This is a genomic window from Streptomyces lacrimifluminis (assembly GCF_014646095.1).
GTDB classification, from domain to species: Bacteria; Actinomycetota; Actinomycetes; order Streptomycetales; family Streptomycetaceae; genus Streptomyces; species Streptomyces lacrimifluminis.
Genome location: NZ_BMMU01000022.1, coordinates 1 through 19,358 on the forward strand (window position 1 = coordinate 1; position 19,358 = coordinate 19,358).

The 19,358-nt window shown below is 69.4% G+C and carries 19 protein-coding genes and 2 pseudogenes; 10 read left to right on the forward strand and 11 right to left on the reverse strand.

The genetic code is table 11. The annotated features are described in order from the left end of the window. A partial coding sequence (locus tag IEY89_RS27870; protein ID WP_189150266.1) for a WXG100 family type VII secretion target occupies positions 1–285 on the reverse strand: 285 nt, incomplete at its 3' end. A 118-nt stretch (positions 286–403) separates the two neighbouring features. Beyond that, positions 404–697, reverse strand: a complete 294-nt coding sequence (locus tag IEY89_RS27875) for a DUF6881 domain-containing protein (RefSeq protein WP_189150267.1) — start codon at positions 695–697, stop codon at positions 404–406. 173 nt (positions 698–870) lie between these two features. Here IEY89_RS27875 and IEY89_RS27880 point away from each other — a divergent pair, with 173 nt between their 5' ends. The 3 genes from IEY89_RS27880 (at position 871) to IEY89_RS27890 (ending at position 3,368) form a co-directional block, all read left to right on the forward strand. Further along, on the forward strand, positions 871–1,512 hold the full coding sequence (locus IEY89_RS27880) for a hypothetical protein (RefSeq protein WP_189150268.1): 642 nt from the start codon (positions 871–873) through the stop codon (positions 1,510–1,512). Between the two features lie 156 nt (positions 1,513–1,668). Further along, complete coding sequence (locus IEY89_RS27885; protein WP_189150269.1) at positions 1,669–2,331, forward strand: hypothetical protein; 663 nt, start codon at positions 1,669–1,671, stop codon at positions 2,329–2,331. Beyond that, a complete protein-coding gene (locus IEY89_RS27890; protein WP_189150270.1) occupies positions 2,319–3,368 on the forward strand; it encodes a hypothetical protein in 1,050 nt (349 codons plus the stop codon). The genes IEY89_RS27885 and IEY89_RS27890 overlap by 13 nt, the downstream gene beginning before the upstream one ends. On the opposite strand, the pseudogene IEY89_RS40960 reads toward IEY89_RS27890, so the two are convergent. Continuing rightward, positions 3,350–3,595, reverse strand: a pseudogene (locus IEY89_RS40960) (hypothetical protein); the annotation flags it as partial. The gene IEY89_RS27890 and the pseudogene IEY89_RS40960 sit on opposite strands and share 19 nt — an antisense overlap. A 29-nt stretch (positions 3,596–3,624) precedes the next feature. Between IEY89_RS40960 and IEY89_RS27895 the strand changes: the two are divergent. The 4 genes from IEY89_RS27895 (at position 3,625) to IEY89_RS27910 (ending at position 6,668) form a co-directional block, all read left to right on the forward strand. Then, positions 3,625–4,407, forward strand: coding sequence for a helix-turn-helix domain-containing protein (locus IEY89_RS27895; protein ID WP_229695444.1), 783 nt, complete (start codon positions 3,625–3,627; stop codon positions 4,405–4,407). A gap of 11 nt (positions 4,408–4,418) precedes the next feature. After that, entirely contained in the window at positions 4,419–4,610 is a 192-nt protein-coding gene (locus tag IEY89_RS27900) for a hypothetical protein (protein WP_189150271.1), read from the forward strand. A gap of 112 nt (positions 4,611–4,722) precedes the next feature. Then, the gene (locus IEY89_RS27905) at positions 4,723–5,235 is read left to right on the forward strand and encodes a SigE family RNA polymerase sigma factor (protein ID WP_189150272.1); all 513 of its coding nucleotides are present in this window, start codon (positions 4,723–4,725) and stop codon (positions 5,233–5,235) included. 128 nt (positions 5,236–5,363) lie between these two features. Further along, complete coding sequence (locus IEY89_RS27910) at positions 5,364–6,668, forward strand: hypothetical protein (protein ID WP_189150273.1); 1,305 nt, start codon at positions 5,364–5,366, stop codon at positions 6,666–6,668. Positions 6,669–6,701: 33 nt separating this feature from the next. On the opposite strand, the gene IEY89_RS27915 is transcribed toward IEY89_RS27910, so the two are convergent. The 3 genes from IEY89_RS27915 to IEY89_RS27925 all read right to left on the reverse strand — a co-directional run bounded on the left by IEY89_RS27915 (position 6,702) and on the right by IEY89_RS27925 (position 11,020). Further along, positions 6,702–8,027 carry an Nramp family divalent metal transporter gene (locus IEY89_RS27915; protein ID WP_189150274.1) on the reverse strand — a complete coding sequence of 442 codons (1,326 nt, stop codon included), beginning with the start codon at positions 8,025–8,027 and terminating at the stop codon, positions 6,702–6,704. A gap of 97 nt (positions 8,028–8,124) precedes the next feature. Then, a complete protein-coding gene (locus IEY89_RS27920; protein ID WP_189150275.1) occupies positions 8,125–8,637 on the reverse strand; it encodes an ATP-binding protein in 513 nt (170 codons plus the stop codon). Positions 8,638–8,710: 73 nt separating this feature from the next. Then, the gene (locus IEY89_RS27925) at positions 8,711–11,020 is read right to left on the reverse strand and encodes an ATP-binding protein (RefSeq protein ID WP_229695445.1); all 2,310 of its coding nucleotides are present in this window, start codon (positions 11,018–11,020) and stop codon (positions 8,711–8,713) included. Between the two features lie 466 nt (positions 11,021–11,486). Here IEY89_RS27925 and IEY89_RS27930 point away from each other — a divergent pair, with 466 nt between their 5' ends. Then, positions 11,487–12,842 (forward strand): M14 family metallopeptidase, encoded by a 1,356-nt coding sequence (locus tag IEY89_RS27930; protein WP_189150276.1) that lies wholly within the window; start codon positions 11,487–11,489, stop codon positions 12,840–12,842. A 99-nt stretch (positions 12,843–12,941) separates the two neighbouring features. On the opposite strand, the gene IEY89_RS27935 is transcribed toward IEY89_RS27930, so the two are convergent. The 5 genes and pseudogenes from IEY89_RS27935 to IEY89_RS41715 all read right to left on the reverse strand — a co-directional run bounded on the left by IEY89_RS27935 (position 12,942) and on the right by IEY89_RS41715 (position 16,170). Continuing rightward, on the reverse strand, positions 12,942–13,481 hold the full coding sequence (locus IEY89_RS27935) for a hypothetical protein (protein ID WP_189150277.1): 540 nt from the start codon (positions 13,479–13,481) through the stop codon (positions 12,942–12,944). Positions 13,482–13,554: 73 nt separating this feature from the next. Further along, positions 13,555–13,836: pseudogene (locus IEY89_RS27940) on the reverse strand (GntT/GntP/DsdX family permease); the annotation flags it as partial. Between the two features lie 116 nt (positions 13,837–13,952). Beyond that, the gene (locus IEY89_RS27945; protein ID WP_189150279.1) at positions 13,953–14,366 is read right to left on the reverse strand and encodes a RidA family protein; all 414 of its coding nucleotides are present in this window, start codon (positions 14,364–14,366) and stop codon (positions 13,953–13,955) included. Beyond that, entirely contained in the window at positions 14,363–15,139 is a 777-nt protein-coding gene (locus tag IEY89_RS27950) for an IclR family transcriptional regulator (RefSeq protein WP_189150280.1), read from the reverse strand. Before IEY89_RS27950 ends, IEY89_RS27945 begins: the two co-directional genes overlap by 4 nt. Further along, on the reverse strand, positions 15,136–16,170 hold the full coding sequence (locus IEY89_RS41715; protein ID WP_189150281.1) for an RRXRR domain-containing protein: 1,035 nt from the start codon (positions 16,168–16,170) through the stop codon (positions 15,136–15,138). Before IEY89_RS41715 ends, IEY89_RS27950 begins: the two co-directional genes overlap by 4 nt. A gap of 211 nt (positions 16,171–16,381) precedes the next feature. Between IEY89_RS41715 and IEY89_RS27960 the strand changes: the two genes are divergently transcribed. Both IEY89_RS27960 and IEY89_RS27965 read left to right on the forward strand, forming a co-directional pair. Further along, the gene (locus IEY89_RS27960; RefSeq protein ID WP_189150282.1) at positions 16,382–17,674 is read left to right on the forward strand and encodes an amino acid deaminase; all 1,293 of its coding nucleotides are present in this window, start codon (positions 16,382–16,384) and stop codon (positions 17,672–17,674) included. Between the two features lie 26 nt (positions 17,675–17,700). Then, entirely contained in the window at positions 17,701–19,338 is a 1,638-nt protein-coding gene (locus IEY89_RS27965; protein ID WP_189150283.1) for an N-acyl-D-amino-acid deacylase family protein, read from the forward strand. Positions 19,339–19,358 lie beyond the last annotated feature (20 nt).

The following is a 19,358-nucleotide window of genomic DNA, read 5'->3' on the forward strand; positions in this document are numbered from 1 at the left end:
GTAACCCACCAGCGCATCGCCGCACAGGTCGTACGACTTCTTCAACTTCTTCAAGTTCTTCGGCACATCCGAGAACTCGTCCTGGAACACCTCAGCGGTCTTGCCCGCCCACTCCAGCGCCTCGTTCTCCGACGCCATCCCCTTGACCAACCGCAACGCGTCCGCGACATCATCCGCGAAGTCATGCAACGTACGAGCCAGTTGACGCACCCGATCCGGATCACCCGGCGTCGGGTCCTTGTCCAGATCCAGCACATGCCAATCCGCCGGCCGATACCCCACCATCCCGCAACCCCCGTCACCCGAACCTCAACGACAACAGCCGTACGCACACGCGAACTTACTGGACACGGGAGTTCGAGGTGAAGGTCGTGCGGGTCGGTGAGCTGGTTCCAGGACGTGCCTACGTGTGTGCCCCGCCCGGCCAGGACGCGCCTTGCCACTCCGTCTCGAATTCCTGAGGGGTGATGACGACGGCCTCGAATTCGTGCTGGGCAACCACGTCTTCGATGGGACCGACCGGAGTCGTGCCGAGGCCGATCTCATCGGATTCGTGGAGTTCGTCGGCCTTTAGCTTGCGCCCGTCCCGGTACTGGTGGACCTTTCGGACCTCGTACCCGTCGTCACCGATCTCGTTGTAGATCCTGGTCGCCTCGGACTCGAAATCATGCAGCCAGTCCACCTTCCAGTACTCCATGCCCGCGATACCTCCTGCGCTCTCACGCCTCTACCGGTACCCGCCGGGCTCGGCGCGACCGGGAGGTCGTCGAGTCATGGCTGCCCGAGACCCCCGATACCGTATGGGCTTTGCCGTCGCATCTGTCCCACGGAGAGTCCAATGTGAAGCGTCACGCTCCGCCCATTGCCGCCGTGCTCGCCGCGACGGCCATGCTGCTGATGGCCGCGTGTGGCGGCGGCGGCGACGGCGAGTCGGCATCGTCGGACAACGACAAGGTCACCGGGGCCGATGCCAAGAGCAAGCCGTCTGCATCGCCGACGGTCTCTGCAACGGCTTCGACCACTTCGGCTGCCCGACCGACGATCGATCTGCCGTCGGATGTCAGACACACGTTCACTCCCGAGAAAACCGGTGACGCCGTCAAGGACGCCGTCCTCAAGGACAACGCTGAGACGATCCGTGCACTCGACGCGGCCATCGTCGCTCAGAACCCGCGCCTTCCGGCTCTGGAGTACTACACCGAAGGCGAAGGAGCAGCGGCTGCCGAGAACTGGGTCAAAGCGTTCACGGACGCGGGGTGGACGGTCACGGGCTCTGTGAACTACGTCGACCGCGAGGTCAACGTCAGCAACTCGACCAGCGCTTCGCTGAGTTACGTCGGGGACGAGGGCAAGGGCTTCGCCAGGGTCATCAAGACCGGCGAGGTCAGGAAGACGCCGGACAGCAAGGACAGTTACGTGGCCTACGCCGTTCAGGTACGGAAGAACAACGCCGGTGTCTGGGAGCTGGTGAAGATCACGTCCATCCGTGGAGCCGACAGGTGCCAGCCCTGAGGGAGCGAACACCGGAGCCGGGTGAGTCGCACCAGCACGCACGGCGGCTGGTCCTTTGCCGTTGCCACAGTGCAACCTGGGTAGCCTGGCGGAACCACCGGCCCCACCGATAGCGTCTTGGTTTTGCTAGCACATCTGTCTCACGGGGAGTCCACTGTGAAGCGCCGCTCTTTGCCCGTTGCTGCCGCGCTCGTCGCGTCCGCTGCCCTGCTACTCACCGCGTGTGGCGGCGACGACGGCGGCTCGAAGGACAACGACAAGATCGCCGGGGCCGACACCGGGAGCGAATCCTCTGCATCGCCGACGGCGTCCGACTCGGCCTCGGCGGCCTCCGCCGACCGGCCGAAGATCGAGCTGCCGGCCGACCTGACGTACACCTTCGAGTGGCCGAAGACCGGCGACAAGGACAAGGACGCGGTCCTGGCCGACAGCGAGCAGTCCATCAAGGCCGTGGACCTCGCGATCGTGAATCAGAATGCCCTCGACGAGGCCTACCTCTACTACTACGAGGGCGAAGCAGCGGCCGGTACGGAGACGTTCATCAAGGCGTACGTCGACGCCAAGGCCCGGGTCACGGGCGCCTACCGCTACTACGACGCGACCGCCAACGTCAGCGGCAAGGACAGCGCCTCTCTCGTGTACTGCGAGGACCAGAGCAAGGCGTACGACATGTATCTGAGCCCGAAGAAGATCAATAAGACCCCGGCCACCAAGAACAGTTACGTCCTCTACAGCACCCAGCTCAACAGGAACGACAAGGGCGTGTGGGTCATCGAGAAGATCGATTCGCAAAGGGGGAGCGACAAGTGCCAGCCCTGAGGACGGTATCGCGTGCGCTGATCACGTCGATAACCATCGGTTCGGTTCTGCTGGGCGGTGCCCCCGCTTTCGCCGATAACGAGATCGGGGGCGGGACTTCGGGCCCTCCTCCCGGCACCACGGGACCGAACGGCAACGCCACCGGTGACGGCACCCTCTCCGCAACCGCCGGAGCCGTCGTCTACGACCGTTCCAAGAACGGGTCCGGGCAGTCGGCCGGTCCCGTCGCCGCCGCAAGGGGCTGGACGCCGCCCGCGTGCTGGTATGCCCCGACGTACACCCCGGAGCAGCTCCAGAAGGTCAAGGAGCCGGTCTGGGAGGCGGGGTCCACGGGGTACGAGTGGGATGCCGAGCAGCGGAAGAAGTACCTCAACAAGGACGACCCCTCGAAGGACTTCAACAAGGACAAGACCGGCAAGGGCTACTGGTGGGGCTCGTACGTCAACAAGTCCTACCCGCCGGGCTGGGACGCCTGCGACGAGGACTACTTCTGGGTCGACACCGGCGACGCCCCGCCCGCCGGCATCGACAACGTCATCACCCCGGAAATCCTCGCCGGACTCGCCTACAACGAGATCCGCGTCCCCTCCACCAAGGTCACCCTCGCCCCCGCCGGCCCCACCAAGGTCAACCTGCCCACCTGGGCCTGGCTGGACGCGGCACAGTTCAAGCCCGTCTCCGTGACCGCATCCGTACCAGTGCTCAACATGGAGGCCACGACCGTCGCCGAACCCGTCTCCCTGCGGATCGAGCCCGGTACCGCCGACGCGCAGGTCTACCCCGCGTCCGGTGTGTGTACGTTCGTCAATGGGCGTATCGGAGAGCCATACGCCGCCGGGAAAGCGAACCAGACCCCGCCCTGCGGTGTGAAGTACCTGCGCTCGTCCGGCGACGGGACCTATCCGCTCCGCGCCACCATCACCTGGAAGATCCACTGGACCGGTACGGGCGTCAACAACCCGCAGGCCCTGCCCGACGGTGAATTCGGGGCCGAACAGGCCGTCGTCGTTCAGGAGATTCAGGCCGTCAACCGCTGAGGCGGCTCTCCGTTCGCCGCCAACCCGTACCTCACCGCCGTCTCTCGCGGCAGCGTCGCCCACATCCGCGTGCCTCCGCCCGGTTCGCGGGACACGCCGAAGCCCCAGTCTCCCTCGCAGGCCCGGCATACGCAGGCCAGGACCCGAAGGGAGGCTCGGCGGCGGGTGTCGCACGCTGTCGCGAGGTTCGGTTGGGTGTGGCGGGGGTGACTGTCGTAGACGATCACAGAAACGTCTGGGCAACGAGCTGCGCAGGATGCGGACAGCCGCCGGGATAACGGCGGATCAGGCTGCCGGGCTGCTCGGCCTCGACCGGGCGAAGGTCTCCAACATCGAGACCGGTATTCGCACCATCAGTTCGGACCGGCTGCGCACCCTCGCCTGCAACTGCGACTGCTCGGACGAGGCTTACGTGGAAGCCCTGGTGAGCATGGCCCGGCCCCACGGGCGTGGCTGGTGGGAGCGTTACCGGGGCTCGCTCGCCCCAGGGCTGCTCGACATCGCCGAGTTGGAGTTCGACGCGGTGCGGATGCGTACCGCCCACATTCCCGGCCTGCTCCAGACCAGCGACCACGCCCTCGAACTCTTCAGGGCCGTACTGCCGGCGTTGCCTCCGCACGAGGTCGCGCTGCGGCTCGCGTACCGCGTGGAGCGGCAGCAGGTCCTCGAAGCCGAATATCCGCCCGAGTACGTCGGAATCGTGCACGAGGCCGCGCTGCGCATGCAGTTCGGCGGGCCAAAAATCGCGCGCGCCCAGCTGGAGCATCTGCTCACCGTGTCCGAGCGTCCTGCCGTACGGCTGTTGGTGATTCCGTTCACCGCCGGTACGTTCCCCGGCGCCGGGCAGACCGTCAACTACCTCGAAGGTCCAGTTCCGCAGCTCGACACCGCACAGGTCGACAGCACCCACGGGCCGGAATTTCTGAGCGAGGAGGCCCAGTTGGCCAAGTACCGTACCCACCTGGACTGGCTGGAGCGCATCGCCCTCTCGGCGGACGCCTCCCGCGACTTCGTCCGGGACATCGCCAACAGCCTTTGAGGAGACGCCCGATGGCCGGCATCACCTGGGAAGAGCCTTTCTGCGGCGAGGGAGCAAGCTGCTTCCGCCTAGGCACCGACCCCACCGGCAACGCCTACATAGCCGTGGCCGGCGCCGAGGGCACCTACCTCACCGACACCCGCGAAGCGCTCCGTACGCTCATCCTCGACATCAAGGCGGGGAAAGCCGACCACCTCCTCTGAGCTTCTGAGCTTCTGAGCCCCATGAAACATTTCCACCCGCCCAGCGCGTCAATGAGGTGAGTACAGTCCCCGCGCCCACGACCCGGCGCGGCGCAGGTAACAGGGGGAACGTATGAGAAGGGTCCGCGCGGACGAGTACGCGGAGTTCGCGGTGGCGCGTGCGGGGCATCTTTACCGCTCCGCGTGTCTGCTCACCGCCGGGGACACACACCTCGCCGAGGACCTGGTGCAGGAGACACTCGGGCGGTTGTACGTCAACTGGGGGCGCGTCTCCCGGGCCAGCAACCCCGCGGGGTATGCGCAGACCGTGCTCACCCGCACCTTTCTCACGCATCAGCGGCGCCGCAGCAGTACCGAGCGGGCCACCGACGTGCTGCCCGAGATTCCCGCACCCTCCGCCGGAGCCGACGTGACCATGCGGCTCACCCTCGTCGAGGCGCTTGCCCAACTCCCGCCCAAGGACCGGGCGGTGGTCGTCCTGCGCTACTGGGAGGACCGTTCCATCGAGGAGACGGCGGGTGCGATGAACGTCAGCTCGGCCGCCGTACGAACGCGTTGTGTCCGCGCACTCGCCCGGCTGCGCACCCTCCTCGGCGAGGAACTCGGCGAGTACGCGGTCCGTTGAGGCCCGCCTCGCCCTGTCCCGCCTCTCGCCTTCTCCCCGCTCCTCTCCTCCTCTCCTCCTCCTCTCCCCGCTCCCTCTCCCCTCTCCCGGTCCACAATTCCCGTACCCAGCAGAAGTGGTGGTTCCCCGTGCCCGTTGAACATCGTGACGACCAGTTCGAGAACCGGCTCGGCGCCGCCCTGCGCAACGCCGGTGATGCCTTCGACGCCGATCGTGCCGCCCTCGTAGCGGGCGGTGAGAACCGGGGGCGCCGCCTCCGGATGCGCCGCCGGACCGCTATCGTGAGCGGCGCCGCCGCGATCGCGCTGGTGGGGGTGGGCGGCGCGCTGGTCGCGCCCTGGGGCGGCGACGGGACCGGACAGCGGGCCGTCGGGGCCGGCGGGACGACCGTCGGACCCGGTGACGCCGGCTCCGCCCCCACACCCACCGCCACCGGTGCCCCGTCCCCCGTCACCGGCGCCCAACTGCTCAGCAAGCTCAAGGAGTTGCTGCCCCAGGGTGAGCTCCGTGACGAGCGGGCGCGTGGCACGGACGCGAAACTCGGTCCGCACGCGTACGGCGTGTTCGACGACGGAAAGGGCGACGCGGCTCTCTCCATCAGCCTCGGCCGGGTCGAGCCGGGGGGCCAGCAGGCCCGGGAGATCGCCGAGTGCCCGGACCAGGCGTTCGTCCCGTACGACGACTGCGTGGCCACCGCGCTGCCCGGCGGCGCGCTGCTCAGGATCGTCAAGGGGTACGAGTATCCGGACCGTCGCGTCGACACGAAACTGTGGACGGCGGACCTCGTCACCGCCGAGGGCGAGCATGTGGCGGTGATGGAGTGGAACGCCGCCGCCGAGAAGGGCGCCCCCATCAGTCGCCCCGAACCCCCGCTGGACAGCGCCCAGTTGAAGGCTCTGGTCACCGATCCGGCGTGGCTCGGGGCCGTCAGGGTTATTCCCGAGGCCACCGAGGTCGAGACGCCGCCGACGTCCAGCGCGCCCGCGGAGGTCGAAAGCGACGCCATCGTGACGACACTCACCGGTCTGCTTCCGAAGGGCCTCGGCGTGGTCGGGCAGAGCGGACCCGGCACCGAGTACGGCTATGTCGTGGTCGACGACGGCGAGGGCAAGAGCTTCGTCCAGATCAATGTGCAGCCCAACATGCAGGACGTCGAGGACGAGCTCTTCGGCCCCGGCTCGGGCGCCGTGACCATGCCCGACGGCGTCAAGGTCGTCGTCCGTCAGGGGCCGGGCGACGACAAGGGCCGGGGGCTCGTCATGCGGACCGCCGACGCCATCTGGCCCGACGGTCTGCGGGTGGTCGTCAGCGCCTTCAACTCCGCCGACCAGATCACCGGCCCGACCCGGGAGAATCCCGCCCTGACCCTCGACCAGCTCAGGACCATCGCCACCGACTCGAAGTGGCAGGGGCTGCAGCCGGTCCCCAACTGAGCCTCCGCCAAAGGACTGTACGGCAAAAGGGGCTCAGAAGAACTCCGACCACGGCTGGTCCCAGATCTGCTTCACGCACAGCACCAGGAACAGCAGGCCCGCGATCACCAGCATCGCGTTGCTCAGCATCCGGTTGCGCCATTCGGCGGGCGTGCGGGAGGAGTTGAGCAGGACCAGCAGGGTGCCGGCCAGGAAGGGGAGGAAGGCCGCGCCCAGGACGCCGTACAGGATGATCAGGCGGAAGGGCTGGCCCTGGAAGAGCAGGACGATGGGCGGGAAGGTCAGCCACAGCAGGTACGCGCGGAAGGGCCACGACCGTTCGCGCGTGCCCGAGGCGACTTCCTCGCCCGTCGTCCGGGTGCCGCGGAAGCGTTCCACGAAGTCCGCGAACATCAGGCTCACGCCGTGCCAGACGCCGATCAGCGATGTGTAGGACGTGGCGAAGAAGCCGATCAGGAAGAACTTCGCGGTCGCCGTGCCGTACTTGTCCTCCAGGATGTCGCTCAACTGGATCAGGCCCTTGTCGCCGCTCGCGATCGACACGTTGGCCGAATGCAGCAACTCCGCGCCCACGAACAGCATCGACACCACGAAGATGCCCGTCGTCACGTACGCGACGCGGTTGTCGAGGCGCATCACCTTCATCCAGCCGGTGTTGGTCCAGCCCTTCGCGTTGACCCAGTAGCCGTACGCCGCAAGGGTGATGGTGCCGCCCACGCCGCCGACCAGGCCGAGTGTGTTGAGGATCGAGTCCTTCTCGTCGGGGAGGACGGGCAGCAGGCCGGCGAAGGCGTCCGCGAGGTTCGGGGTGACCCGGATCGCCAGGTAGACCGTGACGACGAACATCACGCCCACCAGCACCGTCATGACCTTCTCGAAGACCGCGTACTTGTTGAACCAGACGAAGACCAGGCCGGACAACCCGCACAGGATCGCCCACGCCTTGAGGTCCATGACGTCCGGGAACAGTGCCTGGAGCGGCAGCGCGCTCGACGACATCGCCGCCGCACCGTAGACGAAGCCCCAGATCACGACGTACACGACGAAGAAGTACGTCGTCCAGCGGCCGAGGCTCGCCCAGCCGTCGAAGAGGGTGCGGCCGGTGGAGAGGTGCCAGCGGCCGGCCGCCTCGGCGAGGGCGATCTTGACCAGGCAGCCGAGTACGGCAGCCCACAGGAGGGTGTAGCCGAAGTTGCTGCCGGCGATGAGCGTCGCCACCAGGTCGCCGGCGCCGACGCCGGTCGCCGCGACAACGATGCCGGGGCCGATGTATTTCCAACTGGACTTACGCGGAGTCGAGTTGGGTCCTGGGGTGCCCGTGGCCCCTGATTCCGTGGAGTTCCCTGTGGTGTCCGCCATGTACGTCAAGTAAGCGCAAAGGGGCTGACCGCACAAGAGGGCGTTCCAGAGCCGGAGGGTGGACAGCCGGGGCATCCGGCTTCCGGAACGCGCGGCGCTACGGCTGTCGCCGACCACAGCCGTCGGCCCCGCAGGTGCCGAGCTCGAACCACACGGTCTTGCCCGGCCCGTCCTGGTGGCAGCCCCAGCGCCTCGCGAGCGCGTCCACCAGGAACATCCCCCGGCCGCTCTCCGCGGTGCCCGCCCGCCGCACCCGCGGAGTACTGCGGCCGGTGTCGGTGACCTCGCAGCGCAGGACACCGTGTGCGGCCGACAGGGTGAGCCGGAACCGGCTCGCCGCGTGCAGCACCGCGTTGGTGACCAGCTCGCTGACGAGCAGTTCCGCCACGTCGACGAGGTTGTCGCCCCGGTCGGCAGAGTCCTCCCGACCGGCCAGGCCCCATTCCTCCAACCGCCTGCGTATCTCCGCCCGGGCCTCGCGGGCGGCGGTGGGGCGCGGGTCGTACTCGACGCTCAGATGGCCTGCCCCCAGCGGGGGTTGGAGGTACGAGCCATACCTAGGGACGGGATCCGGGCCGTGTCCCCCGGAGCCCCCGGAGAGTTGCAGCATGACTTCAGGATCACCTCCGGGGGCGCCCCCGCGCGCGGGGAGAAATACCTGTTTCCGTACGCACACCGTGTTGTCAGCGATGCGCTGCCACCCAGGCGGCGATCTGGGTGCGGTTGGTGAAGCCGAGTTTGCCGAGGATGTGTTCCACGTGGCCCTCGGCGGTACGGCGGGCGATCACCAGCCGGTCGGCGATCTGCTGGTTGGCGAGGCCTTCGGCGACGAGCGCGGCGACCTCGCTCTCGCGGCGGGTGAGACTCGTACCGCGACCGCCCAGGCTCCCGGTGCCGGACGGTGGTTCGGGTTGCCGTGCGGCGGACTCCCCTTCCCCCAGCGCGTACGTGACGATCCCGGCAGGATCGAAACTCTGCCCCCGGCGGTACGCCCGTTCGTAGGCCCGTCGCCCGAGTCCCTCGCGTGCCCTGGCCTCGCCCTCCCGCCGTACGGAGTCGAGCGGGGCGGACCGGACGCGGTCGGCGCCGCCGAGGAGGACGGCCGCCCGTTCGTGGGTGGGGTGATGGGTGGTCGCGACCATGGCGAGCAGATCGAGGGCGGGGGCGACGCCGAGGACGTCGTGCAGGGTGTGCGCGATGCGCAGGGCCTCGCGGGCGGGTGGTTCGGCCCGGCGCCAGTCCTCGCTGACGGTGTGGGCGAGGGCGAGCGCCCGCAGGACGCCCGAGCGTACCCACCGCTCGTCGTACGCCTCGCACACCCGCAGGGCGTTCTCGCAGACGGTGACCGCCCGGTCAGCCTCGCCCAAGGAGGCGAGTGCGGTGGCCAGGTGGACGCGTTCGAGCCCGGCGAGGCCCGCATGCCCGCCGGTTACGGGTCCCTGTGCCACGGCGTCCTCGAAGTGCCGCAGAGCGGCGGCGGGTTCACCCCCGAGAAGCAGGCCGACTCCGACGACGTACCCGGCGTGCGCGGCCTCGGCGGCGTCACCGAGGCGTCCGGCGAGAGAGAGCGCCTCCTCGGCCCGCCGCCGGTCACGGGCGCGGTCCTGCGACGACCCGGTGAACAGCCCGAGCAGTCCGGCGGCCCACAGGGCCCGGGCCCGCTCCAGGCCGGGCTCGGGGTTCGCTTCGAGGGCGCGGTCGAGCCAGTAGCGGCCTTCGCCGGGTGCGCCGCACGCGTACCAGTGGAACCAGAGGGTGCCGGCGAGACGGAGGCCGGCGAGCGCGTCGTCCGGCGCGTCCCCGTTCGACCCGAGGCTGAAGTCGAGCGCGGCGCGCAGGCCGGCCCGGTCGGCGTGGAGGCGGGCGGCCATGCGTGGCTGGCCGGGGCCGAACCAGGCGCGCTCGTACGCCGACGCCCGGGTCTGCGTCCAGTCGCGGTGCCGGGCCCGGGCGGCCCGTTCCGCACCGGGCCGCCGCCTCAACCGGTCGAGGCCGTACCGGCGGAGGGTGCCGAGCAGGCGGTACCGTACGCCGCCGTCCGGGCCCGGTTCCCGGCTCAGTACGGACTTGCCGACCAGCCCGGTCACGGCGTCCAGGACGTCGTCGGTGCCGTCCCCGCACACGGCCTCAGCCGTCTCCAGGTCGAAGTCAGCGGTCAGCACCGACACCTGCGCCCACACCAACCGCTCCTGGGGCGAGCACAGTTGGTGGCTCCAGTCGATCGCCGCCCTGAGGCTGCGGTGGCGAGAGTGATGGTGATGGTGATCGGCGTGGCCGTGGTGGTCGTCGTCGACGCGGGCGAGCAGGCGGTCGGTGTTCAGGTCGCCCGGGTCGGTCATGCGCGCCGCCGCCAGTTCGATCGCCAGGGGGAGTCCGTCGAGGCGGCGGCACAGGCGGGCTACGGCGGGGCGGTCGGCGGGGGTGAGCGTGAAGCCCGGGACCACCGCGGCGGCCCGGTCGGCGAAGAGGGCGAGGGCCGGGTGGCGGTGGGCCTCGGAGAGGTCGCCGTCCGGGTCCGGGACGGGCAACGGCCGTACGTCCAGCAGGTGTTCCTCGGTCAGACCCAGACGGTGCCGGCTGGTGGCGAGGACCCGTACACCGGTGGTGCGGTGCAGAAGCGCGGCGGCGAGCTCGGCGCAGGCCCTGTGCAGGTGTTCGCAGTTGTCGAGGACCAGGAGGAGCCGGCGCGTTCCCAGCTGGTCGGCCAGGGTGTCCGGGGTGCCCGGCCGACCGCGCGTGGAGTGGTCGCGGAGGCCCAGCGCCTCGGCGGCGGCCAGCGGTACGAGGCCAGGATCGTCCAGGCCGGCCAGCCGCACGAAGCGGACGCCGTCCGGGAAGGCACGGGTCACGCGGGCCGCGACGCGTCCGGCGAGGCGCGTCTTGCCGACGCCGCCCGGCCCGGTCAGGGTGACGAGGCGCGCCTTTGCCAACAGCGCGCGGACTTGGGCCTGTTCGGCCCGGCGGTCGACGAAGCTGGTGGTCTCGACCGGCACGATACGGCCCCCTGCTCCTTGCTCCTACTTGCACGAATCCCTGCCTTCTCGCAGCCTTCTCGCGCGAATCCCTGCCTTCACCTTCCGCCGGTTTCCCCTGGGCACGTACACGCAGGTCACACGCGCGGGTGCACTTCCCGAAGAGCCGCGACGGGCGGCGCGGGCACGCGTATCCTCCTCGCCGCTTCCGGGGCGACTCCTGGTCGCTTCCGGCCACCGTGGGGCCTTTATCGGGCTCTCTTCGGGCTCTCTTCTGGGTGGCCTCGGAGTGACTTCCGTACAGCCCTTTCCGGCCCGTACGGCCAGCCGGTTCGTGCCATCACCCTCCAGGCACTCTTGACCTGCCCATGTCATAGCCGCACGATGGCGCCACACCCGCATCAGTCCGTCGCACCGAAGAACCACCCCCCGCTCCACTCCCCACCTTCCGGAGACCCCGGAACTCCCGGAGAAATCAGGAGACTTCATGCGACTTCGCATACGAGGCTCAGGCGCCCGCAGCGGCAGACGGTCCGCCGCTGTCGTCGGCCTGCTGTCCCTCGCCCTCGCCGTCGGTGTCACCTCCACCACGCCCGACGCCACCGCGACCAGCGCCAAGCGCCCGGCGGCCTCGGCGGACGACATCCGCCAGTACGAGATCCATATGCACTCGACCGTCGAGGAGCGCACCGCGCTCCAGCAGGCGGGCGTGTCCGTGGACGACGCCGACGGCCACGGCGTCACGGTGTCCGGCCGCGCGGACCAGATCAAGAAGCTGCGCGCGCTCGGCTACGACATCACACCGCTGGGCCAGGTACCCGACCGCTCCAGCAGCGCCGACGACATACGGCTGTTCGACTTCCCCACGGCCGACTCCCGCTATCACAACTACACGGAGATGACGGCGGAGATCAACTCCCTCGTCTCGGCCAACCCCTCCATCGCCAGCCAGCGGGTCATCGGTACCTCGTACTCGGGCCGGAACATCGTCGCCATCAAGCTCAGCGACAACGTCGGCACCGACGAGGCCGAGCCCGAGGTGCTGTTCACCCACCACCAGCACGCCCGTGAGCACCTCACCGTCGAGATGGCGCTCTACCTGCTGCGCAATCTGACGTCCACCTACGCCACCGACTCCCGGGTCAAGGCGATGCTCGACTCCCGCGAGATCTGGATCGTCCCGGACCTCAACCCGGACGGCGGCGAGTACGACATCGCGAGCGGTTCGTACCGTTCGTGGCGCAAGAACCGCCAGCCCAACAGCGGTTCGTCGAGCGTCGGCACGGACATGAACCGCAACTGGAACTACCGCTGGGGCTGCTGCGGCGGCTCCTCCGGCTCGACCTCGTCCGAGACGTACCGCGGTACGTCCGCCGAGTCCGCGCCCGAGGTCAAGGTGGTCGCCAACTTCGTCCGGAGCCGGGTCGTCGGCGGCGTCCAGCAGATCAAGACGGGCATCGACTTCCACACGTACAGCGAACTCGTCCTGTGGCCCTTCGGGTACACGACCGCCAACACCACGACGGGCATGACCCAGGACGACCGGGACGCCTTCGCCACGGTCGGCGGGAAGATGGCCGCGAGCAACGGCTACACGCCGGAGCAGTCCAGCGACCTGTACATCACGGACGGTTCGATCGACGACTACCTCTGGGGCAGTCAGAAGATCTTCGGCTACACCTTCGAGATGTACCCGGGGTCCAGCTCGGGTGGCGGCTTCTATCCGCCCGACGAGGTGATCGACCGGGAGACGGCCCGTAACCGGGACGCGGTGTTGCAGCTGCTGGAGAACTCGGACTGTATGTACCGGTCCATCGGGAAGCAGGCGCAGTACTGCGGTTGACGGCCGGCGTCGGCGGACGGCTCGCGGGAGACCGCGGGCCGTCCGTTGCCGGGCGCGCCCACCGCGGCGGAGTCGCGCGAGGACCCGGTCCCGAGCCCCCTACGGGGCGCTCACCCCGGCCTCGGCCTCGGATTCGTCCGCGTCCTCGAAGTAGGAGTCCAGGACCGCGTCCAGCTCCGTTTCCCACTCCTGGTGCTGGGACTTCGCCTTCGCCTCGATCTCGACCGGGTACCAGCGCCGGTCCGGGGTGTGGACCGTCACCGTGAACCGCTTGCCGAAGCGCGACGTCTCCGTCTCCACGGCACCGATCTCGTCCCAGCGGAACTCGCACTCCTGGTCGTCCAGGTAGAGCCGTACTCCTCTGTAGTCGGCGATGATCTTCGCCCGGCGGTCGGACGCCTCGAAGACGGGACCCTCCGGGGCTTCCGCGTCAGCGTCTTCATCCGCTTCCGACGCTTCCACCACCGGGGTGACCTTGGCCTCCTCCGGAGCGACCTCCTCCGGCGCGGCATCCTCCACCGGGTCCGGAACCCCGTCCTCCGGCACGGCCGGCACGGGTGAAGTGAGCCCGGGGATGGCCGCAGGGTCGACCGCGGCGGTTTCCAGGGGCTGGCTGCTCGAACCTATGCGCTGCTCCACAGGCGGAAGTATGGCGGACATTGCTGTGTCATGGGACAGCAGGGGCCGGAGAGAGCTGAGAAATCACTGTGCCGAGGGCGGTGAACGCCTGAGCGTGGTCGCCCGCGCTGAGCAGCGGCGCCACGATGCCCGCCCTCGTCACGAGGGCGACCGCCGCCGAGCCCTGGGTGACGCGCAGCACCCCGGGGACCGGATGGGCGAGGACGAGCACCGGCGCGCCGACGTCGTCGCTGGTGCCGATGTCGCCGTACGCGCCGACGTCGCCGTAGGTGCCGGAGACTGCCCGCGCGCCCCCGCCGGCCTTGAGGACCGCGCCGAGGATCCCGCCGGCGCCGACCACGAGCAGGACGTCGCCGCCTGCCGGGGGCTGGTTCTCCGTGGCTGCTGGCTGCTCACGCCCGCACGGCGGAGCCGCGGATCGAACACGACCCCGTGCTCTCAAGGGGCGCGGGGTCATGGGACTCATGGGACTCAGTGGTCCAGGACCGCCAGCGCGTCGATCTCGATCAGCAGGCCCGCCGGGAGGCCCACGTACACCGTGGTCCGGGCGGCCGGGGGCGCGGTGAGGCCCTGCTCGTCGAAGTACGTGTCGTAGATGCCGTTCATCTCGGCGAAGTGGTCCACGTCCGTCAGATAGACGCGGATCATCATCACGTCGTCCCAGCTCGCGCCACCCTCCTCCAGAACGGCCTTGACGTTGGCGAGTGTCTGGAGGGTCTGCTCGGCCAGGGTCGGCCCGGCGGGCGTGGGGGGCTGCCCCTCGACGGCGGGCAGGAAGCCGACCTGTCCGGCGACCTGGAGGATGTTCCCCTTCCGCACGCCGTGGGAGAACCTGGCGGGCGGGGTGGTGTGCGTGGGCGGTTCGAGGGCGATCTTGGCGGTCATTCCGAGTCCTTCTCCTCAGATTCATTCACGGACGCGTCACCGCAGTAGTCACGGCTGATGGCCTCCGCTGTGCGGAGTACGAGCGGCAACAGCGCGAGAAGCTGCCCTTCTGTCACGACGATGTTCGGTGCGGACACGGACACCGCCGCGACCACCTGGCCATCCACACCACGGATCGGAGCCGCGACACAGTTGACGACCTCCTGGTGACCGCCGAAGTCAGCGGCCCAGCCCTGTTCGCGCACGGTTTCCAGCTCTGCCAGGAACGTGGCCGCGTCCGGGGTCGAACGAGCCGTGTACTTCGGATAGTCGAGCTTGTGCGCGAGTTCCCTGCGCCCGGTCTCGGAGAGGTCTGCAAGCAGCACCTTCGCGATGGCTGCGACCGTGATGGCCACCGGTAGACCGATGCGCGAGTACATACGCACCGGATCGCGGCTCTCGATCTTGTCGATGTAGAGCACCTCGCTTCTCTCCCGGACGGCGAGGTGAACCGTGTGCCCGCACTCCTCGTTCAGCCCGACGAGATGAGGACGCGCGATCTCACGCACGTCGAGGCTCTCGGCAGCGCTCCAGGCCAGCGAGAAGAACCGGGCACCGAGGCGGTAGCGCTGGTCTGGCTGGCGGTAGACCATGCTGTGTTCGTGCAGTGCGCGCAGGAGGCGCATTGCCGTGGTCTTGTGGACCCCGAGGTGATCGGCGACCTCTCCGAGACCCGCGGGGCCCTGCGCGAGCAGCGGCAGGATGGACAACGCCCGGTCGACACTCTGGCTCATCGGCGATCTGCGGCGCGCGCCCCGGCCTTCGGCTCGGAGCGGAGAGCACCCGCCTCCTTCTGCGTGGTGTAGGCGCAGCCGTCCGCGCGCTGGAGGAGGCGGACATGGCTGTGGTGAATGCCCTGGACAGTACCGGCGGCAGTGGTGATGTTGAAACCACCGCTGGCACGAACGGCGACTCGACCGGTGTACGTGCCGGCTCGTCGGCCGCGTGGGACCGTGGCACGTACCAGGTCACCGGTCTGGAAGCCGTAGTGGACTGTTGTGCGCGTCAGACGCAGACGTGGAAACCCACAACGGTCGGGGCGGGTCCGGTTGTCGAACCGAGGAGCCCGATAGCGCAGTCGTGCGCCGCGTCGGCGGCTACGGTATTCGGAGCGCCGTTGAAGCGCGTCTCGGATTCGACGGCCCCGGTGCCGCACCTCCAGTGCCACCAGCCCCCGACGCACGGTAACGACGGCCTCGTCATGATCGGCTTCCTGTTTCCCGTCCGTCACCGCGATGCCGGTACTGCGGCTCCCGGGATCGATACGTATCTGCACTCCCTGGACTGTTGAGTCCTCACGGGCTCGGTCCTTCAGGCGAATGACGAACGGAACGCGCCGCACCACCACGGCTCGCTTCTTCGCGAGCAACTCCCGGGCGCGGGCCGGATGGCACGGCATCAACGGTTTGCCCCGTCTGTCGAGGACGAAGACGCGTGGATCACCACCACGGCTGCGACAAGAGCTGCCGTCCGCCCGGCGGGAACGATCATCGTCCTCTCCTGCTGAGGGAGCGTTACCGCTCCCGGTCGCTGCCCTCCCCGCAACCGCAGTCACGGTTCGGACGTGACGCCCGGCTCGGCGGGTGCCGCCGGACCGGGTCTCCCCTCGCCCATGTCCCCCGCCGGTGCCCGGCCGTCGTACAGCCGGGAGTCCGTGAGCCGTTTCGTTCCTGTTCCCGGGATTGTCCGCTCCCACGGATTCCAGAGCCTGACGCTGAGGAAGCACGTCAGGGTGGGTCTGCTCGCCCACGGGCAACGTAGTCATCGAGAATGCACCTCCTTCTGACCCTCTCGGATCGTGATGACTCGGGCTGGTCACTCACGCGCTGACCGCGACAGCGATCCGCCCCGGCCGCAAGGCCGGGGAACGAGTGACGGGGTGCGTACCTCCTTGCCACTCAAGGAGATACTAGACGGGTGCTGCGTAGTCCGCAGCAAATACTGCATAATACGCAACGTCCCACTTGGGAGGCCCCATGAGCACCGGCAAAGCCGACTACCTGTCCCACCTAGCCGAAGAACGCGTCGACGCCCGCTTCAAGGGCCTCCCGCCGGACGCCGACGGCCTGACCGTGGGCGAGCTGGCCGCCCAGCGCCGCAACCTCTTCACCGGCGGTTTCACCACCCCCGTACTGGCCCTCTCCGCCGAGCGACTCACGCACAACCTGGAGCTGATGGAGACGTACGCGGCCCGCCACGGCCTCTCCTTCGCCCCGCACGGCAAGACCTCCATGGCCCCTCAGCTCTTCCAGCGCCAGATCGAGCACGGTGCCTGGGGCATCACCCTCGCGGTCCCGCACCAGGTACGCGTCGCCCGCGCCTTCGGCATCCAACGGGTCTTCCTGGCCAACGAGTTGGTGGACCCGGCCGCCCTGCGCTGGATCGCCGCCGAGCTGGCCGCCGACCCGGGCTTCCGCTTCGTCTGTTACGTCGACTCCGTGCGCGGGGTGGCACTGATGGACGCGGCTCTCACAGGGGCGGGGGCGGGTGCCCGCCCGCTGGACGTGGTCGTCGAACTCGGCGCCGGCGAGGGCGCCCGGACCGGTGTGCGCACGGAGGCGGAGTGCGCGGCGGTCGCGGACGCCGTGGCCGCCGTACCGTCTCTGCGGCTGGTCGGTGTCGCGGGGTACGAGGGCGAGGTGCCGCAGGCCGACCCGGAGCGGGTGCGGGCGTGGCTGCGGCGGCTGGTGGCACTGGCGACGGACTTCGACAAGGCGGGACGGTTCGCCGACGCGTCCATCGAGGAGATCGTGGTGAGCGCGGGCGGCAGCGCCTGGTTCGACGCGGTCGCCGACGTCTTCGCGGAGATCCCCGAACTGTCGCTCCCGGTACTGAGGTTGCTGCGCTCGGGGGCGTACGTCTCGCACGACGACGGCCGCTATCGCGAGGTCACCCCGTTCAACCGGGTCCCCGAGGAGGGCGCCCTGGAGCCCGCCTTCCGGCTGTGGACGCAGGTCGTCTCCCGCCCCTCCCCCGAGCAGGCCTTCGTGAACGCGGGCAAGCGGGACGCCGCGTACGACCTCGACCTGCCGTTGCCCCAGGTGGTCCGCAGGGAAGGGGCTCCGGAGCGGTCCGCCACCGGCATCTCGGTCACCGGCCTCTCCGACCAGCACGCCTGGCTGCGTACGACCCCGGAAGCGGATCTGGAGGTCGGCGACTGGCTGGGGCTCGGCCTGTCCCACCCGTGCACGTCGTTCGACAAGTGGCAGCTGATCCCGGTGACCGAGGCGGACGGCACGGTCGTCGACTACATCCGTACGTTCTTCTAGATCTCCGACTGCCCAGGAGGCCGGACGTGGACGAGCTCGTGATGCGGGACGCGGACGTCGTGGACGGCTCCGGCGGCCAGTCGTACCGGGCGGATGTGGTGATCGACGGCGGCCGGATCGTGTCGATCGTCCAGGAGGCGGCGGCAGCGGGCTGCCAACGCCCCAAGGCACGAAGGGAGTTGGACGCGGAGGGCCTGACCCTTTCCCCCGGCTTCATCGACATGCACGCCCACAGCGACCTGGCCCTGCTCCGCGACCCCGACCACAGTGCGAAGGCCGCGCAGGGGGTGACCCTCGAAGTCCTGGGCCAGGACGGGCTGTCGTACGCCCCGGTCGACGACCGCACCCTCGCCGAGGTCCGCCGCGCGATCACCGGCTGGAACGGCCACGGCGACGACCTCGACTTCGACTGGCGTTCCGTGGGCGAGTATCTGGACCGCCTGGACCGCGGCTTCGACGGCGAGGGCATCGCCGTCAACGCGGCCTACCTGATCCCGCAGGGCACGGTACGGATGCTCGCCGTCGGCTGGGACGACCGGGACGCGACACCCCAGGAGCTGGGCCGGATGCGGCAGTTGGTCGCGGAGGGGATGGAGCAGGGCGCGGTGGGCATGTCGTCGGGGCTCACCTACACGCCCGGGATGTACGCCAAGGATGCCGAACTGACCGAGCTGTGCCGGGTGGTGGCGTCATACGGCGGCTACTACTGCCCCCATCACCGCTCGTACGGCGCGGGGGCGCTTGAGGCGTACGCGGAGATGGTGGAGCTGGCCCGTGAGGCGGGCTGTCCGCTCCATCTCGCCCACGCCACCATGAACTTCGGTGTGAACGAGGGCCGGGCCCCGGAGCTGCTGTCGCTGCTCGACGAGGCGCTGGCGGCGGGAGCGGACCTCACCCTGGACACGTATCCGTACACCCCCGGCTCCACAACGCTCGTGGCGTTGCTGCCGAGTTGGGCGAGCGAGGGCGGCCCGGAGGAGATTTTCAGGCGCCTGGCGGACGCCGGCACCGCCGAACGCGTCCGGCACCACCTGGAGGTCGTCGGCGCGGACGGCTGCCACGGTGTGCCGATCGACTGGGCCGCCATCGAGATCTCGGGGGTGACGGACCCGGCGCTGAACGCGTTCGTGGGCCGTACGGTCCGGGAGGCTGCGACCGCGCGCGGCGAGACCCCCTGGACCACAGCCCGCCACCTGCTGCTGACCGACCGCCTGGGTACGACGATCCTTCAGCACGTGGGCCACGAGGAGAACGTCCGGGCGATCATGCGCCACGCCATCCACACGGGTGGCTCGGACGGCATCCTCCAGGGCGGGAAACCGCACCCTCGCGCGTACGGCACGTTCCCGCGGTATCTCGGGCGGTACGTAAGGGAGTTGGGGGTCCTCTCCCTGGAGGAGTGCGTGGCCCACCTGACCTCGCGCCCGGCGGCGCGGCTGCGACTGCCGGACCGGGGGCTGGTCCGCGAGGGCTACCGCGCCGACCTGGTCCTCTTCGACGCGGCGACGGTGGCAGCGGGCTCCACCTTCGAGGCGCCGCGCACGCTCCCGACCGGCATCCCGTACGTGCTGATCGACGGCCGGTTCGTGATGGAGGACGGCCGCAGGACGGACGTACTGGCGGGGCGGGCGGTCCGCCGTACCGGCATCCGACCGCCCGCCTGAGCCACGTACTGCCTGCTACC

What these genes read in the sequence shown, in the direction of transcription:
- IEY89_RS27875 (WP_189150267.1), bottom strand. Translation starts at nt 697, where the DNA reads ATGGAGTACTGGAAGGTGGACTGGCTGCATGATTTCGAGTCCGAGGCG.
- IEY89_RS27895 (WP_229695444.1), top strand. Translation starts at nt 3,625, where the DNA reads ATGCGGACAGCCGCCGGGATAACGGCGGATCAGGCTGCCGGGCTGCTC.
- IEY89_RS27900 (WP_189150271.1), top strand. Translation starts at nt 4,419, where the DNA reads ATGGCCGGCATCACCTGGGAAGAGCCTTTCTGCGGCGAGGGAGCAAGC.
- IEY89_RS27905 (WP_189150272.1), top strand. Translation starts at nt 4,723, where the DNA reads ATGAGAAGGGTCCGCGCGGACGAGTACGCGGAGTTCGCGGTGGCGCGT.
- IEY89_RS27915 (WP_189150274.1), bottom strand. Translation starts at nt 8,027, where the DNA reads ATGGCGGACACCACAGGGAACTCCACGGAATCAGGGGCCACGGGCACC.
- IEY89_RS27920 (WP_189150275.1), bottom strand. Translation starts at nt 8,637, where the DNA reads ATGCTGCAACTCTCCGGGGGCTCCGGGGGACACGGCCCGGATCCCGTC.
- IEY89_RS27930 (WP_189150276.1), top strand. Translation starts at nt 11,487, where the DNA reads ATGCGACTTCGCATACGAGGCTCAGGCGCCCGCAGCGGCAGACGGTCC.
- IEY89_RS27945 (WP_189150279.1), bottom strand. Translation starts at nt 14,366, where the DNA reads ATGACCGCCAAGATCGCCCTCGAACCGCCCACGCACACCACCCCGCCC.
- IEY89_RS27950 (WP_189150280.1), bottom strand. Translation starts at nt 15,139, where the DNA reads ATGAGCCAGAGTGTCGACCGGGCGTTGTCCATCCTGCCGCTGCTCGCG.
- IEY89_RS41715 (WP_189150281.1), bottom strand. Translation starts at nt 16,170, where the DNA reads ATGACTACGTTGCCCGTGGGCGAGCAGACCCACCCTGACGTGCTTCCT.
- IEY89_RS27960 (WP_189150282.1), top strand. Translation starts at nt 16,382, where the DNA reads ATGAGCACCGGCAAAGCCGACTACCTGTCCCACCTAGCCGAAGAACGC.